The organism is Roseibium album, assembly GCF_965233825.1.
Classification (GTDB): Bacteria; Pseudomonadota; Alphaproteobacteria; order Rhizobiales; family Stappiaceae; genus Roseibium; species Roseibium album.
Genome location: NZ_OZ247583.1, coordinates 1,019,599 through 1,038,736, shown reverse-complemented (window position 1 = coordinate 1,038,736; position 19,138 = coordinate 1,019,599). Strand labels below are relative to the sequence as shown.

Annotated in this window: 22 protein-coding genes; 12 read left to right on the top strand and 10 right to left on the bottom strand. The window is 55.3% G+C overall.

Translation table 11 applies throughout. The features are described from left to right. A complete protein-coding gene (locus ACO6TI_RS04910; RefSeq protein ID WP_422384462.1) occupies positions 1–516 on the bottom strand; it encodes a DUF2244 domain-containing protein in 516 nt (171 codons plus the stop codon). 22 nt (positions 517–538) lie between these two features. Here ACO6TI_RS04910 and nth point away from each other — a divergent pair, with 22 nt between their 5' ends. Together nth and ACO6TI_RS04900 are read left to right on the top strand one after the other, a co-directional pair. Next, complete coding sequence (gene nth / locus ACO6TI_RS04905) at positions 539–1,354, top strand: endonuclease III (protein ID WP_196900130.1); 816 nt, start codon at positions 539–541, stop codon at positions 1,352–1,354. Then, the gene (locus ACO6TI_RS04900; protein ID WP_422384461.1) at positions 1,351–1,899 is read left to right on the top strand and encodes a GNAT family N-acetyltransferase; all 549 of its coding nucleotides are present in this window, start codon (positions 1,351–1,353) and stop codon (positions 1,897–1,899) included. Before nth ends, ACO6TI_RS04900 begins: the two co-directional genes overlap by 4 nt. Here ACO6TI_RS04900 and irrA read toward each other — a convergent pair whose 3' ends face one another. Beyond that, complete coding sequence (gene irrA / locus ACO6TI_RS04895) at positions 1,900–2,331, bottom strand: iron response transcriptional regulator IrrA (protein WP_029060681.1); 432 nt, start codon at positions 2,329–2,331, stop codon at positions 1,900–1,902. A 338-nt stretch (positions 2,332–2,669) separates the two neighbouring features. On the opposite strand from irrA, the gene fabA reads away from it, so the two are divergent. The 3 genes from fabA (at position 2,670) to fabI (ending at position 5,356) form a co-directional block, all read left to right on the top strand. Further along, the gene (gene fabA, locus ACO6TI_RS04890) at positions 2,670–3,176 is read left to right on the top strand and encodes a 3-hydroxyacyl-[acyl-carrier-protein] dehydratase FabA (protein ID WP_029060682.1); all 507 of its coding nucleotides are present in this window, start codon (positions 2,670–2,672) and stop codon (positions 3,174–3,176) included. Between the two features lie 133 nt (positions 3,177–3,309). Then, positions 3,310–4,533, top strand: a complete 1,224-nt coding sequence (gene fabB / locus ACO6TI_RS04885) for a beta-ketoacyl-ACP synthase I (RefSeq protein WP_104703179.1) — start codon at positions 3,310–3,312, stop codon at positions 4,531–4,533. 10 nt (positions 4,534–4,543) lie between these two features. After that, on the top strand, positions 4,544–5,356 hold the full coding sequence (fabI, locus tag ACO6TI_RS04880; protein WP_055115289.1) for an enoyl-ACP reductase FabI: 813 nt from the start codon (positions 4,544–4,546) through the stop codon (positions 5,354–5,356). A 148-nt stretch (positions 5,357–5,504) separates the two neighbouring features. On the opposite strand, the gene ACO6TI_RS04875 is transcribed toward fabI, so the two are convergent. From ACO6TI_RS04875 to ACO6TI_RS04865, 3 genes are all read right to left on the bottom strand, one after another. Continuing rightward, positions 5,505–6,194, bottom strand: coding sequence for an alpha/beta fold hydrolase (locus ACO6TI_RS04875; RefSeq protein WP_422384460.1), 690 nt, complete (start codon positions 6,192–6,194; stop codon positions 5,505–5,507). Between the two features lie 4 nt (positions 6,195–6,198). Then, positions 6,199–6,585, bottom strand: coding sequence for a RidA family protein (locus ACO6TI_RS04870; protein WP_055115285.1), 387 nt, complete (start codon positions 6,583–6,585; stop codon positions 6,199–6,201). A gap of 182 nt (positions 6,586–6,767) precedes the next feature. Beyond that, complete coding sequence (locus ACO6TI_RS04865; RefSeq protein ID WP_104703181.1) at positions 6,768–7,307, bottom strand: SH3 domain-containing protein; 540 nt, start codon at positions 7,305–7,307, stop codon at positions 6,768–6,770. A 247-nt stretch (positions 7,308–7,554) separates the two neighbouring features. Here ACO6TI_RS04865 and ACO6TI_RS04860 point away from each other — a divergent pair, with 247 nt between their 5' ends. After that, a complete protein-coding gene (locus tag ACO6TI_RS04860; protein ID WP_029060688.1) occupies positions 7,555–8,541 on the top strand; it encodes a 2-hydroxyacid dehydrogenase in 987 nt (328 codons plus the stop codon). A gap of 21 nt (positions 8,542–8,562) precedes the next feature. Continuing rightward, positions 8,563–9,450 (top strand): aminoglycoside phosphotransferase family protein, encoded by an 888-nt coding sequence (locus ACO6TI_RS04855; RefSeq protein ID WP_422384459.1) that lies wholly within the window; start codon positions 8,563–8,565, stop codon positions 9,448–9,450. Between the two features lie 3 nt (positions 9,451–9,453). On the opposite strand, the gene dnaQ is transcribed toward ACO6TI_RS04855, so the two are convergent. The 5 genes from dnaQ to ACO6TI_RS04830 form a co-directional block, all read right to left on the bottom strand. Then, complete coding sequence (dnaQ, locus tag ACO6TI_RS04850) at positions 9,454–10,167, bottom strand: DNA polymerase III subunit epsilon (RefSeq protein WP_104703183.1); 714 nt, start codon at positions 10,165–10,167, stop codon at positions 9,454–9,456. A gap of 89 nt (positions 10,168–10,256) precedes the next feature. Next, complete coding sequence (coaE, locus tag ACO6TI_RS04845; RefSeq protein ID WP_422384458.1) at positions 10,257–10,844, bottom strand: dephospho-CoA kinase; 588 nt, start codon at positions 10,842–10,844, stop codon at positions 10,257–10,259. Further along, positions 10,841–11,689, bottom strand: coding sequence for a shikimate dehydrogenase (locus ACO6TI_RS04840; protein WP_422384457.1), 849 nt, complete (start codon positions 11,687–11,689; stop codon positions 10,841–10,843). The genes coaE and ACO6TI_RS04840 overlap by 4 nt, the downstream gene beginning before the upstream one ends. After that, positions 11,686–12,279 carry a Maf-like protein gene (locus tag ACO6TI_RS04835; protein WP_104703185.1) on the bottom strand — a complete coding sequence of 198 codons (594 nt, stop codon included), beginning with the start codon at positions 12,277–12,279 and terminating at the stop codon, positions 11,686–11,688. The genes ACO6TI_RS04840 and ACO6TI_RS04835 overlap by 4 nt, the downstream gene beginning before the upstream one ends. 34 nt (positions 12,280–12,313) lie before the next feature. Then, entirely contained in the window at positions 12,314–13,156 is an 843-nt protein-coding gene (locus tag ACO6TI_RS04830) for a pyruvate, water dikinase regulatory protein (RefSeq protein WP_173937334.1), read from the bottom strand. Positions 13,157–13,582: 426 nt separating this feature from the next. Here ACO6TI_RS04830 and hemE point away from each other — a divergent pair, with 426 nt between their 5' ends. The 5 genes from hemE to mnmE all read left to right on the top strand — a co-directional run bounded on the left by hemE (position 13,583) and on the right by mnmE (position 19,111). Further along, positions 13,583–14,611: a uroporphyrinogen decarboxylase gene (gene hemE / locus ACO6TI_RS04825; protein WP_108875793.1), complete on the top strand. Its 1,029-nt coding sequence runs from the start codon at positions 13,583–13,585 to the stop codon at positions 14,609–14,611. Between the two features lie 3 nt (positions 14,612–14,614). Next, positions 14,615–15,043, top strand: a complete 429-nt coding sequence (hemJ, locus tag ACO6TI_RS04820; RefSeq protein ID WP_196893434.1) for a protoporphyrinogen oxidase HemJ — start codon at positions 14,615–14,617, stop codon at positions 15,041–15,043. 299 nt (positions 15,044–15,342) lie between these two features. After that, the gene (gene rho / locus ACO6TI_RS04815; RefSeq protein ID WP_055115273.1) at positions 15,343–16,608 is read left to right on the top strand and encodes a transcription termination factor Rho; all 1,266 of its coding nucleotides are present in this window, start codon (positions 15,343–15,345) and stop codon (positions 16,606–16,608) included. 114 nt (positions 16,609–16,722) lie between these two features. After that, complete coding sequence (locus ACO6TI_RS04810; protein ID WP_348316717.1) at positions 16,723–17,298, top strand: GNAT family N-acetyltransferase; 576 nt, start codon at positions 16,723–16,725, stop codon at positions 17,296–17,298. A gap of 463 nt (positions 17,299–17,761) precedes the next feature. Further along, the gene (gene mnmE, locus ACO6TI_RS04805) at positions 17,762–19,111 is read left to right on the top strand and encodes a tRNA uridine-5-carboxymethylaminomethyl(34) synthesis GTPase MnmE (RefSeq protein WP_422384456.1); all 1,350 of its coding nucleotides are present in this window, start codon (positions 17,762–17,764) and stop codon (positions 19,109–19,111) included. Positions 19,112–19,138: the final 27 nt, after the last annotated feature.

The window sequence follows — 19,138 nt, the reverse complement described above, 5'->3', positions numbered from 1 at the left end:
TCAGCCCGCCTTCGCCACGGCGAGTGCATTTGCCATGGCGCCGGCAAAGCTTGTCCGGTCGTCCGGATTGAGAAAATTGCCGAGATCGACCGACTCACCCCGGCTCGTCAGCGTGATTTTCACGACGCCTTCGTCTTCGACACGCTCAATCGAAAGCCTGACCCAGAACGGGTTGAACCTGAATTCCTGGAAGCGTTTGCCCGGCCCGACCTTGCGAATGATCAGGTCGTTACGGGACACAACAACCTCTTCATAGGTTTTCGCGGACCGATAGTTCATCCGGAACGCGAACCAGAGCAGGGCGATGTCGAGACCGAAGAATCCGAAGACCGGCCAGGCACCTATGCTCCAGAACAGGATGCCCGCGGCAAAGCTGACCGCGCCGAAACAAAGCATCAGGATCATGAAACCGTTCGGGCCCAAGGACCTGTACGGTGTCAAAACAGCCGAGAAAAAAGGACTGTCCATATCCTTCGACCGGTCACTAATCTCTGGTTTCGAATTGTTCTCACTCATGAGGTTTGATTATAGAGAGTTCATGACCCAAGCAAAGAGCTCAGCCAAAAGCAAATCACCCAGGCAGACTGCGAAACGGAAACAGGCGGGAAAAACAACGCCGTCCGTCGACAATCCCGGCAAGGTGCTGAAACGGTCCCGGTACAGCAAGGCCGAGACGTTCGCCATCTTTCAGAGATTTCACGCTGACAACCCCGAACCGGAAGGCGAACTCGACTATGTCAATGCCTTCACACTGCTGGTCGCGGTTGTCTTGTCGGCCCAGGCAACGGATGTCGGTGTCAACCGGGCAACGAAGAACCTCTTCAAGATTGCGGATACACCTGAAAAAATGATGGCTCTTGGCGAGGACAGGGTCCGGGAAGAGATCCGGACGATCGGTCTTTACAAGAACAAGGCGAAAAACGTCGTTCTCCTGTCCGAACAACTGCTTCGCGACCACGGCGGAGAGGTTCCGGAAAATCGCGAAGCGCTCGAAGAATTGCCAGGCGTCGGTCGGAAAACCGCCAATGTTGTGCTGAATATCTATTTTGGTCATCCGACGATCGCGGTCGATACGCATCTGTTCCGCCTCGGTAACCGGATTGGAATCGCTCCTGGAAAGACCCCGCTCGACGTCGAAAAGGCCATGGAGAAGGCTGTTCCGGCGGAATATTCCCTGCATGCCCATCACTGGTTGATCCTGCATGGACGCTATATCTGCAAGGCACGCAAGCCGGAATGCAGGCGCTGCGTGATCTACGATCTCTGCAAGAGCCGGGAAAAGGAAAAATTCGACGCGATCCCCGAAATCGCTGTGCGGACCAGAGCGTTGATTGAAAAGGATAAAATCGCTTGACTGTTACCGCAGAACCGTTTCCGGAAAGCACGCGTCTGACCTTTCGCCTACCGACGCCGGATGATGCCGTCTTTTACAGAACGCTGATGAACGAGCCGGATTACCATCGCTTCATAGCCGATCGGGGCATTCGTTCGGACGAAGATGCAGTCGGCTACATCGAAGGCAAAACGCTTGTGCAATTTGCAGATCACGGGGTCGGTCTGTGGCTGGTGGAACTGAAGGAAACAGGCAGACCGATCGGCGCTTGCGGTCTTGTCGTTCGCGATGAGCTGGACCACCCCGACCTCGGCTACGCCTTTCTGCAGGACAGCCGCGGCAAGGGGTATGCGGCTGAAGCTGCCCGAGCGGTTTTGGCGTATGTTGCGCAGAACATGGATCTACCGCGCCTGTGCGCAATCACTCACACAGAGAATGACAGATCCGCCAGTCTTCTTTTGAAAATCGGATTTGTTTCAAAAGGTCAGATTTACCTGGCGGCGTATGACGATACGTCCGACTATTTTATCTATGATGTGAAACGGGACCTTTCGGCCGCTGAGTAATCAGCGCTTCTCGCGCACGCGCACGACGACATCGACGCGCACGACTTCCATGCCTTCAGGGGCTTCGGGAAGCTTGCCGATACCGACGCCTTCACCTGGAATATCGATCACGCGGTTCTCGCCTTCGATGAAGAAGTGATGGTGATCGGAAACATTTGTGTCGAAATAGGTCTTGTTGCCGTCGATCGCGACTTCGCGCAACAAGCCTGCTTCTGTGAACTGGTGCAACGTGTTGTAGACCGTCGCCAGCGAAACCGGGACGTCGGCCCCGACCGCTTCTTCATGAAGAAGTTCCGCTGAAATGTGGCGATCACCCTTGGAATAAAGCAATTCTGCCAGGGACACACGCTGGCGCGTCGGCCGCAAGCCCGCTGTTCGCAGCATGCCGGTCACATCCTTGCCGGCCGTTTCCAATTCCCTGTGCGTCGTCATTCCAAATCTGTCCAAATCTAAGTCCTTGTTTCGGATGGCCGTTTTCACACTATCCCACCTTCGTTAAGGAACTTTTTCCGCAGGTCTTCGGCTAGTTCTGCCATTTCTTGTGCCTAAAATGCAAGTTTTTACCGCGACGTGCAAGCTGACGGCGCGAAGACAATCGGTCTGATCTTTCATTCGAATCTCGCCAAATAGCCTGTAAATCCCTGAAATTTGGCTCATGTGACATCTTTCGGTCATGGTTCCCCTGTGGTAGGAAGGCGCCGCAAACAGAACGAAAAACTAACCCGTTCCACCTAGGGATAATGGGTAGGAAGCAAGAAAACGGATCCTGAATGACCGAGCGCCGCTCCAGCTACGACTACGAAGCTCTACTCGCCTGCGGCCGCGGCGAGCTCTTTGGCCCCGGCAATGCCCAGCTGCCACTCCCGCCGATGCTGATGTTCGACCGGATAACGGAGTTGTCCGAGACGGGCGGCGAATACGACAAGGGGTATGCGCGCGCGGAATTCGACATCAAGCCGGATCTTTGGTTTTTCCCGTGTCACTTTCAGGGCAACCCGGTCATGCCGGGCTGTCTCGGTCTGGATGCGCTCTGGCAGCTGACCGGTTTTTTCCTTGGCTGGCTCGGCCTTCCGGGCAAGGGCATGGCGCTTTCAACCGGCGAGATCAAATTCAAGGGCATGGTCACACCGGACGTCAAACTCGTGGAATACGGCGTTGACTTCAAACGGATCATGAAGGGGCGCCTGGTTCTGGGTATTGCTGACGGCTGGCTGAAGGCTGACGGCGAACAGATCTACAAGGCAACGGATTTGCGTGTCGGCCTGGCGAAGAGCTGAAGCAAATTTCATCGATCAAATTCGACCGGCGTTTCTCTTTTTCATTGGGGGCGCCGGTTTGCGTATTATGTAAGGGCAAGAAGGCTTGAGCAGTGACCGGGCCATTTGCACCTTGAACAAATAGGAGACCGCAATGAGACGCGTTGTCGTCACCGGTATGGGTATCGTATCCTCCATCGGATCAAATGCACAGGAAGTGCTTGCCAGCCTTCGTGAAGGCAAATCCGGTATCAGCTTTGCGCCGGACTATGCCGAACACGGCTTCCGCAGCCAGGTTCACGGCATGCCGGATATCGACATACCGTCGCTGGTCGACAAGCGCCAGCTTCGCTTCATGGGCGATGGTGCGGCCTACAATTACATTTCCATGCAACAGGCGATCGCCGACAGCGGACTGGAAGATAGCGACGTCTCCAATACGCGGACCGGCCTGATCATGGGATCTGGCGGACCTTCCACCAAGAACCTGTTTCAGGCGCACCAGATCGTTCTTGAAAAAGGGGCTCCCAAGCGCATGGGGCCGTTCATGGTCACGCGTGGCATGAGCTCGACCAATTCGGCCTGCCTGGCGACCCCATTCAAGATCAAGGGGATCAATTATTCCATCACGTCCGCATGCTCCACGTCCGCACACTGTATCGGTGCCGCAACCGAACAGATCCAGTTCGGCAAACAGGATGTGATGTTTGCAGGCGGTGGCGAGGAACTGGACTGGACCCTTTCCTGCCTGTTCGACGCCATGGGCGCGATGTCTTCCAAATACAACGACACACCCCAGACCGCTTCGCGCGCCTATGATTCGACCCGTGACGGGTTTGTCATTGCCGGCGGTGGCGGGGTGGTCGTCCTGGAAGAACTGGAACGCGCCAAGGCTCGCGGCGCGAAAATCTATGCCGAGGTCACGGGCTACGCGGCCAACTCCGACGGGTATGACATGGTGGCGCCCTCCGGCGAGGGCGGAGAGCGCTGCATGCGACTTGCCATCGAAACCCTGGGAGATCGCAAGGTCGATTACATCAACACGCATGGCACTTCGACACCGGTCGGTGATATCGGTGAAATCGAAGCGATCCGCCGTGTGTTTGGCGACAAACAGCCGCCTGCGTCTTCCACAAAATCCCTGACCGGACACAGCCTTGGAGCAACCGGTGTGCAGGAGGCGATCTACTGCCTGCTCATGCTGCAAAACGATTTCATGACGGCATCAGCAAACATCAACGAACTCGATCCGGCACTCAGCAAGGACGAAATCGTCACGGAACGTGTCGACAATGCCGGATTGGATACCGTGCTCTCCAACAGCTTCGGGTTCGGAGGCACCAATGCCTCGCTCGCGCTGTCACGCTACCACGGCTGAGGAGACCGACATGTCTAATCTTATGAAGGGCAAACGCGGCCTGATCATGGGTGTTGCCAACGATCACTCCATTGCCTGGGGCATCGCGAAGACACTTGCCGATCACGGGGCGGAGCTCGCCTTCACCTATCAGGGTGAAGCCTTCGGCAAGCGCACCAAACCACTGGCCGAATCCGTGGGATCGGATATTCTGCTCCCGTGCGACGTCGAGGATATCAATTCGGTAGATGCGGTGTTTGACGTCCTGAAGGAAACCTGGGGCAGCATCGATTTCCTGGTTCATGCCGTCGCTTTTTCCGACAAGTCGGAATTGCGCGGCAAATATGCGGACACCACCCGGGAGAACTTCTCCCGCACGATGCTGATCTCGTGCTTTTCCTTCACGGAAATTGCCAAGCGAGCGGCAGACATCATGCCGGACGGTGGCTCGATCATCACGCTGACATATGGCGGCTCCACCAGAGTGATGCCGAACTACAATGTCATGGGTGTTGCCAAGGCCGCGCTTGAATCTTCCGTGCGGTATCTTGCGGTCGACTATGGCGAGCAGAATATCCGCGTCAATGCGATTTCGGCCGGTCCCGTGCGCACGCTTGCAGGGTCGGGTGTCTCTGACGCGCGTCTCATGTTCAACTTCCAGAAACGCAATTCACCACTTTGCCGGACGGTATCGCTCGACGAGATCGGTGGCACCGGGCTCTACCTTCTGTCCGATCTGTCCGGTGGCGTGACCGGCGAAGTGCACTTCGTTGACAGCGGCTACAACATCATGTCCATGCCGCGACTCGAGCAACTGAAGGCTCAGGAAACCAAGGTGGACTGAGTTCCCAAGCAAAACAAACGGTTCAAAGGCGGCTCATGGCCGCCTTTTTCGTTGGTGCCGGCCTGTCTCCAAAGTGTCGCGATAACCTCGATGTCCTGCCATATCCCTCAACGGTCTTGCCTGTGCCGCGGCTCGAGGAATTGAAGGTTCAGGATCGCAACGCCAAAAGAACCTTGCTCGGCTGATCGATGGTTGGCCAATGCGAGGCGCCATCCAATTCCACTTTGGTCAACCCGGAAGTCTCCAGCCAATTCAGCGAATTTTCCGGACAATTCGCAGGGTTCAAAACATAAAGAACATTTCCCGCAGACCGAAGTCGCTCGCCAGGATGACTGGTTTGCGAGTATTGTCGCGCATCGCGCCCCAGAGACCATAGTGCGCCTGGGTCCGCTCGCGAGACCCTTTCAGCATAGCCTTCAATGATACGGTTGGGCTTCGCCATCTCACGAAGGCGCTCAAGAAGCGCAACGCGAAAGGAAACCGCGTCATCGTAGTCGGCTGCCGTGCCTGAGAAATAGGCATCTTCCGCCGTCAAGTTACCCTCAAGGGATACGATAGTGTCAATTATGCTGTCCGAGAGATGTGCCGCTTCGGCTGCAATGATCGACGCAACGGAGTGCGCGACAACGGAACGTGCACCGAACCTGCGCGCTTCGGCAGCAAGGTGTTGTGCCAGCGTCGCAATTGACGTTTCCCTCAAAGGCTCGGCACCAAAGCCTGGCAGGTCGAGCGGAAGAATCTGCGGATCCCCGGACCGACGTGCATCGACCAGCGGGGCGAACATTGAACTGTTGTCTCCGAATCCGGCGACGCAAAGAATCGGTCCTTTGATGTTCATCTGATCACGTACGGCGCGCAATGCAGCGTAGCTCGACAACCGCTCCGTCTCGCACGAAACCCGCGACTTCTATTGCCGTCCAAGCGGGGTAAGGCTCGCTAACGGTTGCGGCACGCACCTCCTTGAAAAGCTCCAGATGTTCGCGCAAGCCGACATGGTAGCTCGTCATTTCAACAATGTGCTCAAATCCCAGGCCAGCCTCCTCGAGCACAAGGCGGACTTTCTCGAAAGCATGCTCGAACTGCTCGCGCGGATCACTGGACAGATGGCCATTTTCATTTGAACCGGTGAAACCAGTCATGAACACGAAACCGTCGTGCTCCAGTCCGGGAGACATGTTCCAGTCGCGCACGTAACTGTTCAAGACCGACGGAACAATGGCATCAGGCATTCTTGCCCTCCGAGATTGCGGTTGTGGTTTTTCAGGCAACTTAGGCGATAATCGGATCGCACGCCAACAATGCCGTTCACCGAAGGGGTGTCCGCCGCCGGGGCCGACACAATTGAACAGTTGGCTACTGCTCTGGAAACGAAAAGATCAGGGGAGCACCTGCTGGCCGTCCAAGCGAGTGCTCAATCCTCCACGACTTCGTCCGGATAAACACCGAAAAGGCGGGTCTGGTCCAGCCAGCCGTCATATTGCTCGCCATTGACGCGGCACCAGCCGCCGGCACATTCGGTGACTGAAGTCAGAACAAACGGTTCAAGTTCCGCAACAATATCCGCATCGGATTTCGAGCGCGCGCGCAACGGTGTCCTGTTGGTCTTCTCCCAGGGTGTGACCAGCGCGGTCCGGCGGCCGGACAGCAGGGAATGGAATACCCAGCCAACCTTGCCTTCCCAATCGCGGATACGCCGCCAGTTCTCGAATTCCTGGATGATTTCGACAGGAAGGCCCGACTGAACGAATGTCCAGGCGACGGCATGTTCACGGGACGGACCGACACGGACGTTGACACGATCCGATTTCAGGCTGACAAATCGCGGAATGGGAAGTCCGGAGGTCCCGGTTGTCGTACCTTGTGCGTCAGCAGGGACAGCATTCCAGCTGATTGCCAGGAAAATTGTCAGCACACACAGTAGAAGGCGAAGGCCTGGATTCGAACGGGTCATATTGTCCGGTTGTCCAATTGTTCTTGATCGTTGAGTTGCGTCAAAGCTGTACCGAAAAAACTGCGTGAAAACCACCTTGCCGAATTTGGCTCGTGGGCAATGCGCGGCGATTGAAAGCGATCTCTTGTTTCTGCCGAACCATCTGGTAAGGAAAAGGGTAAGGTCTCATGCGCTCGCGCGACGCGCAGCATCAAAGTGAATCCGTTGTGGTTAACAAATCCCCAACGAAGCGCGAAAGGCAGTAGGTATGGCGAAAAAGAAGCCTGTCGTTGTTGTGACCCGGAAGCTTCCGGAGGTGGTCGAAACCCGGATGCGTGAACTTTTTGAAACGCGTCTCAATGAAAATGACAGGCCCTTCAGCCAGGCAGAGCTGGTGGAAGCTGTCAGAACCGCCGATGTTCTCGTGCCAACGGTGACCGACCGAATCGATTCGTCGGTGCTGTCGCAGGCCGGTGAAAACCTGAAACTGATCGCGAACTTCGGCAACGGTGTCGACAACATCGACGTGGTGACAGCCAACAACCGGGGCATCAACGTCACGAATACACCGGGTGTGCTGACCGAAGACACGGCGGACATGACCATGGCGCTGATGCTGTCCGTCCCGCGTCGACTTGCCACAGGTATCAGCGCTCTGGAAAGCGGGGAGTGGGCCGGATGGTCTCCAACCTGGATGCTTGGCCACCGGATCTGGGGAAAACGGCTCGGCATCATCGGCATGGGCCGGATCGGCCAGGCAGTCGCCCGCCGCGCAAAGGCATTCGGCATGTCGATCCACTACCACAACCGCCGCCGGGTTGCCGACGAGATCGAGGAAGAGCTGGAAGCGACCTACTGGGAAAGCCTCGACCAGATGCTGGCACGCATGGACGTGGTTTCGGTTCATTGTCCACATACGCCCGCGACCTTCCACCTCCTGTCTGCCCGCCGCCTGAAGCTCCTCAAGAAGGATGCCTACGTGGTCAACACCGCCCGTGGTGAAGTCATCGACGAAAACGCGTTGATCCGGATGCTTGAGGCAGGTGACCTTGCCGGAGCCGGTCTCGACGTCTTCGAACACGAACCTGCCGTCAATCCGAAGCTTGCCAAGCTGGAAAATGTCGTGCTGCTACCGCATATGGGTTCTGCGACAATCGAAGGGCGCATAGAGATGGGTGAGAAAGTCATTATCAACATCAAGACCTTCATGGATGGCCACCGTCCGCCGGACCGCGTCCTTCCATCCATGCTTTGACGGTCTTCTTCGGAACATTCCGTGGCGAATTCGCGATCAAGTGCCCCGTTTCAGGTTCCCGACAGCCTTTTATGGCTCAATAAGAAGGAAGCGGGTGCGTCATGGCTCGAAGCGCTTCCTGATATTTTTGAGGCCGCCTGCCAGACGTTCGATCTGACGTGTATCGGCCGCCCATATTCCGGCGGGTGTGTTTCCTATGTGGTGCCGGCGCGGCGGAATGACGAAGCCGTTGTTCTGAAGCTTCAATTCCAGCACCGGGAATCCGAATGCGAAGCCGATGCCCTCAAGCATTGGGACGGCAATGGCGCTGTGAGGCTGTTGGACCACGCGCCGGACGTTGGTGCCCTGCTGCTGGAGACTTGCGATCCGGGACGGTTTCTTGCCGACGATCCGGAGCCGGACAAGATCGGTGTCATGGCGGATCTGCTCCGCCGATTGCTGGTCCCTGCCGGCAAGCCCTTCCGAACTCTTGCCGGTGAAGCTGCCTTGTGGCTTGAAGCGCTTGAAGGTGACTGGGAATCGGCCGGAAAACCGTGCGATCACTACCTTGTTGACGTCGCGCGCGCAGCCTTGAAGGACCTCACAGCGGATGACAACGGAGAGGTCCTGCTCCATCAGGATCTCCACGGGCACAACGTGCTGTCTTCGTCGCGGGAGGCCTGGCTGGCAATAGATCCGAAACCCCTAGTCGGAGATCCGGCCTTTGCCCTCAGTCCGATCGTGCGGAGTTTTGAATTCGGCCACTCCAAAGAGGCCGCCATGTACCGGCTCGATCGGCTGTCGGAAGAACTGGAGTTGGATCGCGAGCGCGCCCGGCTGTGGACGATCGGACAGACCATGGCCTGGGCATTCGACAGCAGCTACAGCGAACGGCATTTCGAAATGGTCCGGTGGTTGATGGCTGACTAGCAGCTATCGATTATATTTTTGCCAAATCGCGCTTTCACCCATGCCCTCGACAAAAGCCTTGTGTGCCGCATATTCATCATCGGTCAGTCGCGAGGCGAGTGGAACAGGGCGTGGCTTTGCGTTGAATTTGCCGAGTTCTCCGGAAACAGTGGCGCCATTTGAGGAAGCAGCCTGCTCTTCTTCCGGCATCAGACCAAGCGCGGTCTGACGACCACCGATAAGTTCCAGATAGACTTCCGCGAGGATTTCAGCGTCGAGCAGGGCGCCGTGCTTGACGCGCCTGGAATTGTCGATGCCATAGCGGGAGCACAGGGCATCGAGGGAGTTCGGGCCGGTCGGGTGTTTTCGACGGGCAATTTCCAGCGTGTCGAGCACCTGGGTGTTCGGAATGGTGCGTCGACCTGCTTTCTTCAGTTCTTCGTTGATAAAGCCCATATCGAACGCAGCGTTGTGAATGACGAGCGTCGCATCACCCACGAATTCCAGAAACTCGTCGGCAACATGCGCGAACAAAGGCTTGTCTGACAGAAACTCCTCAGAAAGACCATGCACGCGGAAGGCTTCTGCCGGCATGTCGCGCTGGGGATTGATATAGACGTGATAGGAGTTGCCGGTCGGAATGTGATTGAGAAGCTCCACACCGCCGATCTCCACCAACCGGTCACCACCTCGGGGATTAAGTCCTGTCGTTTCCGTGTCGAAGGAGATCTCGCGCATTGTTTGCCTTTTCACTTTGACCCTAGTGTGCAGCGTGGCCAGCCCGACGCAAGAGCGACAGTTGGTTTTCCCCGGTGTTCAGGGAATTATCAGGCTACGACGCCCAACTCCTGCAGAATTTCGTCAACCCGTTGCCCGGCAATCGACAATCCCTGACCCGTATCGATCAGAAAGTCGGCGCGATCGCGCTTTTCGGCATCGGGCACCTGTGTCTCCAGGATCGCCTGAAAGCGCTCCTCGGTCATGCCGTCCCGGGCAAGAACACGATCGCGCTGGATATCCGCATCGGCGGATACCACGACAACGACATCGACCCTTGTCTCAGCCCCGGTCTCAAACAGAAGGGGAATGTCCATCAGAACAGCGGAATGGCCGTCCATCCTGGCGAGGTCAAGAAACACCTGCTCTTCTTCGTGCACCAGGGGGTGGACAATGTCTTCGAGACGTTTCATGGCTTCAGGATTGCCGAGGACCTGTTTCGACAGCAACGCCCGATCAACCTTGCCATCAACGATGGTGCCGGGAAATGCATCGCCAATCAGAGGCACGCCACGGCCTTCGTAAAGCGCATGAACGCATGCGTCGGCATCATGAACCGGGACACCGCGTTCAGCGAACATCTTCGCGGTTGTCGATTTACCCATGCCGATGGACCCTGTCAGACCAATCCTGATCATACGTTCACCCCAAGATCCTTCAACACCAATGCGCGCAAGTCATCTGTGACTTCCGGTCTGACGCCAAACCAGCGCTCGAATCCGGGAACCGCCTGATGGAGAAGCATGCCAATTCCATCAACCGTCGGATTTCCCTGCACCGCTGCCTGTTTGAGCAACTCCGTTTCGAGAGGAGAATAGACGATGTCGTTGACGAGCGCATGGCGCGGCAAATTCGAAAGATCTATTTCCAACGGCTGTTTTCCCGTCATGCCAAGCGATGTCGTGTTCACCAAAAGGTCCACTTTTCCAAGCAGGGTCCCCAGGCTTTCCCAACCGTGAGCAAACGTTTTGGAACCAAATTCATCGCAGATTTTTCGCGCTTTTTCTTCAGTTCGGTTGACAACATGCACAGCTGTGAAGTTTCGGGACAGGAGCGCCCAGACGATCGCACGTGCTGCGCCACCGGCCCCCAGAACCAAAGCGGTCCCCTGCGAGCGATTCCAGCCCGGCGCCAGTTGATCGAGATTGCCCAAAAATCCCATACCATCGGTATTGGCACCACAAAGCCGGCCGGTTTCGTCCAGCCAAAGGGTGTTCGCAGCACCCATGGTCCGCGCCGTTTCATCCAGCCAATCACAGGCGCTTGCAGCTATTTCCTTGTTCGGCACCGTGACATTGGCGCCCACCAGGCCGGCGCTCTGCAGATTTCGATAAAAGTCACTTGCAGCTTCCGGAGCGACATCGATGCGAGCGTATTCGCCGAGAATTCCGTGTTGCTCCAACCAGTATCCGTGAATGAGCGGCGACCTGGAGTGGGCAACCGGGTGGCCCGTAACTGCAGCTCTTTTCACAACCGCGCTCATGTCTCGATAACCTTGAGCGTGCGGAGTTCCGCCAGCAAAGGAAGCATTGGCAGGCCCAGAATGGTGAAATAGTCACCCTCGATCTTTTCAAACAGCTGAACGCCCAGGCCTTCCAGCTGATAAGCGCCGACGCTTGAAAGCACGTCGTCACCGGCCGCGGCAAGATAGTGCCCTATGAATTCGGGTGTCAGGTCACGCATGGTCAAGCGGGCGGTTGAAACCTGGCGCCAGACCGCTTCACCATTTTGCGAAATCACGACTGCGGAGTGCAATTCATGGGTCTTGCCGGAAAATGCGAGCAACTGCCGTCGGGCTGCTTCCATGTCGTCGGGTTTGGTCCTGCGTTCGCCCTCGAAAGCCAGGATCTGATCCGCTCCGACGACGAGATCAGCCTGCCTGCGTCCGCTGACATCATTTGCCTTGGCTTCCGCCAGAACGCTGGCAAGATCTTCGGGTGGGAAGCCCGCCTCGAGAAGCGGTGCTTCTACCGCCCGTTCATCGACGTCAGCCGGGTCGATCTCAATCACAAGACCTGCATTTTCCATCAGTTCAGCGCGGATTTTGCTGCCGCTCGCCAGAACGAGTGCCATTTTCCCTCTCAGATGTCTGTTCGGTTGAACCGGTCTAGATCGAATCTCCGGTTTCTGCCTTGAAGCCCTTGAATTTCGTCAGAATTTCAGCAGCCGTTTCTTCCACCGAACGGCGCGTCACGTCAATCAGCGGCCAGCCGTTTTCCGAACAGAGCCGCCGGGTCATGTTGATTTCCTGCGAAATTTCCTTCCGGTCGACATAGGTGTCGTTGTAACCCTCTGAATTCAAAGACAGAACCCTGTTACGCCTGATCTGCTGGATACGCTCAACGGATGCGATCAGGCCGACAATCATCGGTCCTTTCAGTGCTTTCACATGATCCGGAAGGGGAATACCGGGAACCAGCGGTACATTTGCTGCCTTGATGCCACGATTGGCCAGATAGATGCAGGTCGGTGTCTTGGATGTTCTGGAAATGCCGATCAGGACAATATCGGCTGATTCCAGATCGTCCCAGACCTGACCGTCATCATGCAGCATCGTGTAGTTGAGGGCCTCCATTCGCCGAAAATATTCGGCGTCGAGTTCATGTTGCCCGCCGACACGGTGGGTTTGCGTCACGTTGAGGTAGGATTGGAACACGGCGAAGACCGGATCCAGGATATTGACGAAGGGAATACCAAGTTCCCGGCATTTCCTTTCCAACCGACTGGCGATTTCGTCATCCACGAGCGTGTAAAGGACGATACCAGGCGCGTTTTCAATTTCCGAAATGACCCGGTCCAGCTGTTTCGACGAGCGGACGAGCGGATAAACATGCTCTATTTCCTGCACGTTTTCATATTGAACCGTCGCGGCACGGGCGACCGTCATCAGGGTTTCACCGGTCGAGTCGGACACGAGATGCAGATGAAAATAGTGTCTCGACTTGTTCACGATGTCATCCCCAGGGCTGTTGAAGAATTGGGAGTTAAGTCCCAGATTGAGTGCGTAGCACGAAGTTTATGCCCGCTCAGCAATATTTGTTAACAATCCTTTAACGCGCGGAAACTGACTCCGAAACGATTGTGCGTTGATGTGGATTCACAATCAGGCTGTGACATATCGACAGATTTTCCACCTGCTCGCAATTCCTTAACGAAAGGTAAACACGCCACCAAGTAGCTGGATTCAATTCATAAATCAGTTTATCGACTCTTGGGGAAGGATTCTTTCGCTGTCTGTGTGTGATTTATCCCGCCAGGAATTTTGCGCAAACGCATTGTGGATAGAAAATGATCCCTGTAATCCACGCGCAATAAATAAAAACAGATTCAAAATAAGAATCTTGTTTGGTTTGAAATGTGGGAAAGGCGCTACCTCATGAAATCCCAAGATAGAGCCGTTATGCGGGTTCTCTCAGGAGAAAAGATCTGGCCGCCTCCCATCTGGATGATGCGTCAGGCCGGACGGTATCTTCCCGAATACCGGGAAGTCCGGAAGAACGCTTCCAACTTCCTGGACTTCTGTTACTCCCCCGATCTTGCAACTGAAGTCACGCTGCAGCCGATCCGCCGGTATGGTTTTGATGCGAGTATTCTGTTTTCGGATATCTTCGTCGTCCCCGATGCAATCGGATACCCTGTCCGTTTTGAAGAAGGACGTGGTCCGGTTCTGGAACCACTGTCTTCAGACCTTCTTGATCGCCTGGAACAGGACAGGGCCGAGGATCATCTGAAACCGGTCATGGAGACAGTTTCGCGTCTTCGGGCGGAACTCCCTGACGAAACAACACTGCTTGGCTTCTGTGGAGCTCCCTGGACGGTTGCCTGCTATTCCGTTGCCGGACACACGACGCAGGATCAGGTTGCCGCGCGTGTCGGGGCCTATCGTGATCCGGACCTCATGCAGCGGTTTGTCGATCAGCTTGTCACCGCGTCCATCAGATACCTGATCCGCCAGCTGGATGCCGGCGCCGATGCGGTGCAGATATTCGACACCTGGGCCGGAGTTCTGGATGATGCCGGGTTCCGTCGCTGGTCGATCGAACCAACCAAAAAGATCGTTGATGGCGTGCGGGCCATCCGGCCGGACGCGAAGATCATCGGTTTTCCAAAGGCGTCTTCAGCAAGAATAATGACCTTCATCGAGGGAACTGGTGTTGATGCCGTCGGTTTCGACTGGACTGCTCCTGATCATCTTGCGCTCGACATCCAGAAAAAAGTTCCGATCCAGGGGAATCTCGACCCGATGCGGCTGGTTGCTGGTGGCAAGGCTCTTGAAGATGGAGTTGCCCACATTCTGGAAACATTTGACAAGGGACCCCTGATCTTCAATCTCGGGCACGGGGTTACACCGGATGCGGATCCCGACAATGTCAAACGTATGGTCGAACAGGTCCGGAGAGGCTGAATAATGGATCTGTTCCTTTGGGTAAAATCGTTGCATGTGATTTCGATAATCGCCTGGATGGCGGGCATGCTTTATCTGCCGCGATTGTTCGTCTACCACGCCGAGGCCGAGGTCGGCTCCGAGAAGTCGGAGACGTTCAAGGTGATGGAACGCAGGCTGCTGAAAGCGATCATCAATCCGGCAATGGTTGCGTCCTGGATTTTCGGGCTGTGGGCAGCTTACGAGCTGTCTGCGTGGCAAGACGGATGGTTCCATGCAAAACTGACGCTGGTGATCATCATGTCTGGTGTTCATGGTTATCTCAGCAAATGCGTGAAAAACTTTGCGGCGGACCAAAACACCAAACCGGCAAGGTTTTACAGGATCCTGAATGAAGTCCCGACCGTGCTGATGATCTGCATTGTCATACTGGTGATCGTCAAACCTTTCTGACTGATTTGAAAACAGGCGATGTCGTGGGGATTGTGGTTTCGCGGCTGTCTTCAACTCGCCGATTTGCAAGCAATTGCAAGCCCGGGAAACCAGCAGATTTGTGGGCTTGCGATTCACTTTAAAACGAAGTATCTTCGCGCCACTTCAAATCGGTGCAGTGTTGGTTTCAATTCGATACGTTTCACCGAACAATCTGGACACGTCTAAAAGTCTCTCAGATATCTTCTGGCCGACCCATCACCCCCGGCACGGAACGACCCTCCCAATTTCATCCCTAAAAAAAGACAGACCCAAACTCGATGCGGGAAATGAAACTCAAAGACCTAAAAGCAAAAACACCGACCGAGCTATTGCAAGCTGCCGAGGAGCTCGAAGTCGAAAACGCGAGCACCATGCGCAAGCAGGAGCTGATGTTCGCTATTCTGAAAAACCTGGCTGCGCAGGATGTCGAAATTATCGGCGAAGGCGTTGTGGAGGTCCTGCAGGACGGTTTTGGCTTCCTGAGATCTCCGGACGCCAACTATCTGCCTGGACCGGATGACATTTATGTCTCTCCCTCGCAGATCAGGCGTTTTTCGTTGCGGACAGGCGATACGGTCGAAGGACAGATTCGCAGCCCGAAGGAAGGAGAGCGGTATTTCGCCCTTCTGAAGGTCAATACGATCAACTTCGAAGATCCCGAAAAAGCCCGTCACAAGGTTCACTTCGATAACCTTACGCCGCTCTATCCGGACGAACGATTCCGGATGGAGATTGAAGATCCCACCATCAAGGATCTGTCATCGCGGGTAATCGATCTGGTCGCACCGCTCGGCAAAGGCCAACGTGCCCTGATCACGGCGCCTCCACGGACGGGTAAAACTGTATTTCTGCAGAATATTGCCAAATCCATTACCAACAATCATCCGGAGTGCTACCTGATCGTTCTTCTGATCGATGAGCGGCCGGAAGAAGTCACCGACATGCAGCGTACGGTGAACGGAGAGGTTGTTTCCTCAACCTTCGACGAACCGGCGTCACGTCACGTGCAGGTCGCCGAAATGGTGATTGAAAAGGCCAAACGTCTGACCGAACACGGTCGGGACGTTGTCATCCTGCTTGATTCCATCACGCGTCTCGGACGCGCCTACAACACTGTTGTTCCATCGTCTGGCAAGGTTCTGACCGGTGGTGTCGATGCAAATGCGCTGCAGCGTCCAAAACGGTTCTTCGGTGCGGCCCGAAATATCGAAGAGGGCGGGTCGCTGACGATCATTGCGACGGCCCTGATCGATACAGGCAGCCGCATGGATGAAGTCATCTTCGAAGAATTCAAGGGAACCGGTAACTCTGAAATTATCCTTGACCGCAAGATTTCCGACAAACGCGTCTATCCGTCGATCGATATTCAACGTTCCGGAACTCGTAAGGAAGAACTTCTCGTTCCCCATGAGCGTCTCAAGAAGACATTCGTGTTGCGTCGTATTCTCAACCCGATGGGTACCGTCGATGCGGTCGAGTTCCTTCTCGACAAGCTGAAACAGACCAAGTCCAACGATGAGTTCTTCGACAGCATGAATACCTGATACTTTTTGGAAGAAACATTTTGGCAAGGCGCGAACCGGCAGGTTTGCGCCTTTACCTTTGGTAGTCCTGTTTCACGTGAATCCGTCTGAACCTGTTGAATCGGAACCGTTCTGATGACCCGAAACATTTTCCTTGAGACCGATCGTCTGTTGCTTCGTGCCTGGGAGGAAACGGACATTGAACCATTCGCGGAGATTTGTGCGGATCCGGAGGTAATGCGGTATTTTCCCGATGTCATGAGCCGAGAAAAATCGGAATTTCTGGTTTCCAGGTGTGTTGATAAACAAGACAGGGACGGTTTCTGTATGGCTCCCGTCGAGATCAAGGAGTCGGGAGAATTTCTCGGATTCGTCGGATTGAACCGACCGAGTTATGCCGCACCGTTGCCTTTTGAACCCTGTGTCGAGATTGGCTGGCGGCTTAAACAATCCTGTTGGGGCAAAGGATATGCAAGCGAGGCAGCGAACGCCTGGCTTCGATTCGGTTTTGAAACCATCGGGCTCGATGAGATCGTTGCATTTACAATTCCTGCCAATAACCCCTCCAGGCGGGTCATGGACCGAATAGGCATGCGCAGGGACCCGGATGGAGACTTTCTACATCCGTCTTTACCTGCGGATCATCCAGTGGCCCCGCATGTCTTGTACAGGTTGTCAAAACACGACTGGATTTCGCAGCAGGGTGAATAGGGCTCGTCGCTCCGATTCACGTGAAACACGATACGGTCACAAGACAGTATCTCCGGTTGACGTGCATCGTCCCCATCAATATCGATTCGCGTCCGAACCAACAGGATGACAGATCGGGAAGTGTTTCCCATCTCTCAAGACGCTTTCTTTCATTCTATGCAGGATCCAGTTGTTCAAGACTATCGGGTCGCTCGTTTCAGTCCGATCGAACTTGATTGATTCACGTGAAACATTCGCCAAGGCGTTTCACAGTTGTCCTTCACCTCAGCATCCGCATTTGATTCGTCTGCGGAACATTGATTAAGGGGTGGTACCGCGAACCGGCCAATCGGTTCGAGGGAAGAGCTGCCTTGCCGTTTGAGAGCACCTTTCAGTTTTCGCACCTGTTTGCTAAAGAGGCGAACTCACACATTGCAGTTGGGAGTATTTGTACTTTCCCAAAAACTCTCCCGGAAAGAAAACCATGGCAGAAACGATCTTTGCACTTTCAAGCGGCGCGGTGCCTTCGGGAGTGGCTGTCATTCGTGTTTCGGGTCGTGAAACCAGAATGGTTCTGGAAAAGATCTGCGGAAGGGTTCCGGACGCCCGGAAGGCATCGGTTACCAGGCTGAAAGATCCGGCAACCGGAGAGGTGCTCGACGAAGCACTGGTTTTGTTTTTCGAGGGTCCGAGGAGTTTTACCGGAGAAGACGTTGCTGAACTTCACTGCCATGGCGGCAGAGCGGTCGTTGGCAAGGTGCTCAGTGAGTTGGGGAAGTTTGAAAATTGCAGACCTGCGGAAGCAGGCGAATTCACGCGGCGGGCTTTTTATCATGGTCGGATGGACTTGACGGAAGTTGAAGGCCTTGCAGACCTGATTGCGGCTGAAACGGAAAGCCAGAGGAAACAGGCTGTCCGGCAGATGGGCGGTGCGCTCGGTGAGCTTTATGAAGGCTGGCGCTCAAGGCTGATCCATATGCGTGCGATGATCGAGGCCGATTTTGACTTTGCCGATGAAGAGGATGTGCCCGGCAGCGTCGCAGATGAGGTCTGGTCGGAAGCCGCGGCCCTCCATGGCGAGATTGCAATCCATCTGGACAAGTCGAAAAGCGGAGAACGCCTGCGTTCCGGATTGCAAGTCGTTCTCATGGGTGCGCCGAATGCCGGCAAGTCCAGTTTGCTGAATGCCATCGCCGGTCGGGATGTCGCCATTGTCACGGAAGAGGCGGGGACGACGCGTGACGTCATCGAGGTTCATCTCGATCTCGGAGGATATCCGCTTACGCTGGTCGATACCGCCGGACTTCGGGACGCAGGAGGAGTTGTTGAAAGGGAGGGGATCCGCAGGGCACAGGCCAGGGGACAGGAAGCTGATCTGATCCTTTGGGCGATGGAACTGGATGGTGTGCCTTGTGATGATCCTGTCAGCGGTCTTCCGGAAGAGTTAAGGGAAACGATCCCGCTCTGGATCGTTCGTACGAAAAGCGATCTTGTGACTCTTCCGGAACAAGACTCTTCCGGAACAATCAAGGAAATCTCCTGTTCGGACAGAAATGAAGAAGGCGTCAAGATGCTAATCAGCGCCCTGACACGTTTTGCCGAAGAAACGATTTCCCTCGGTGAAGCACCACTTGCAACGCGTGAACGGCACCGGCATAACCTGTCAAATTGCCTGACGGGTTTGAAAACGGCGGTGCATGCCAACCATCTGCCGACAGAATTGCGGGCTGAAGACCTGCGGCGCGCTGCTGATGCACTCGGTCGGATTACTGGACGAATTGACGTGGACGATCTCCTGGATGTCATCTTCCGGGACTTTTGTATTGGCAAATGATGTTTCACGTGAATCAAGTCTACCCAA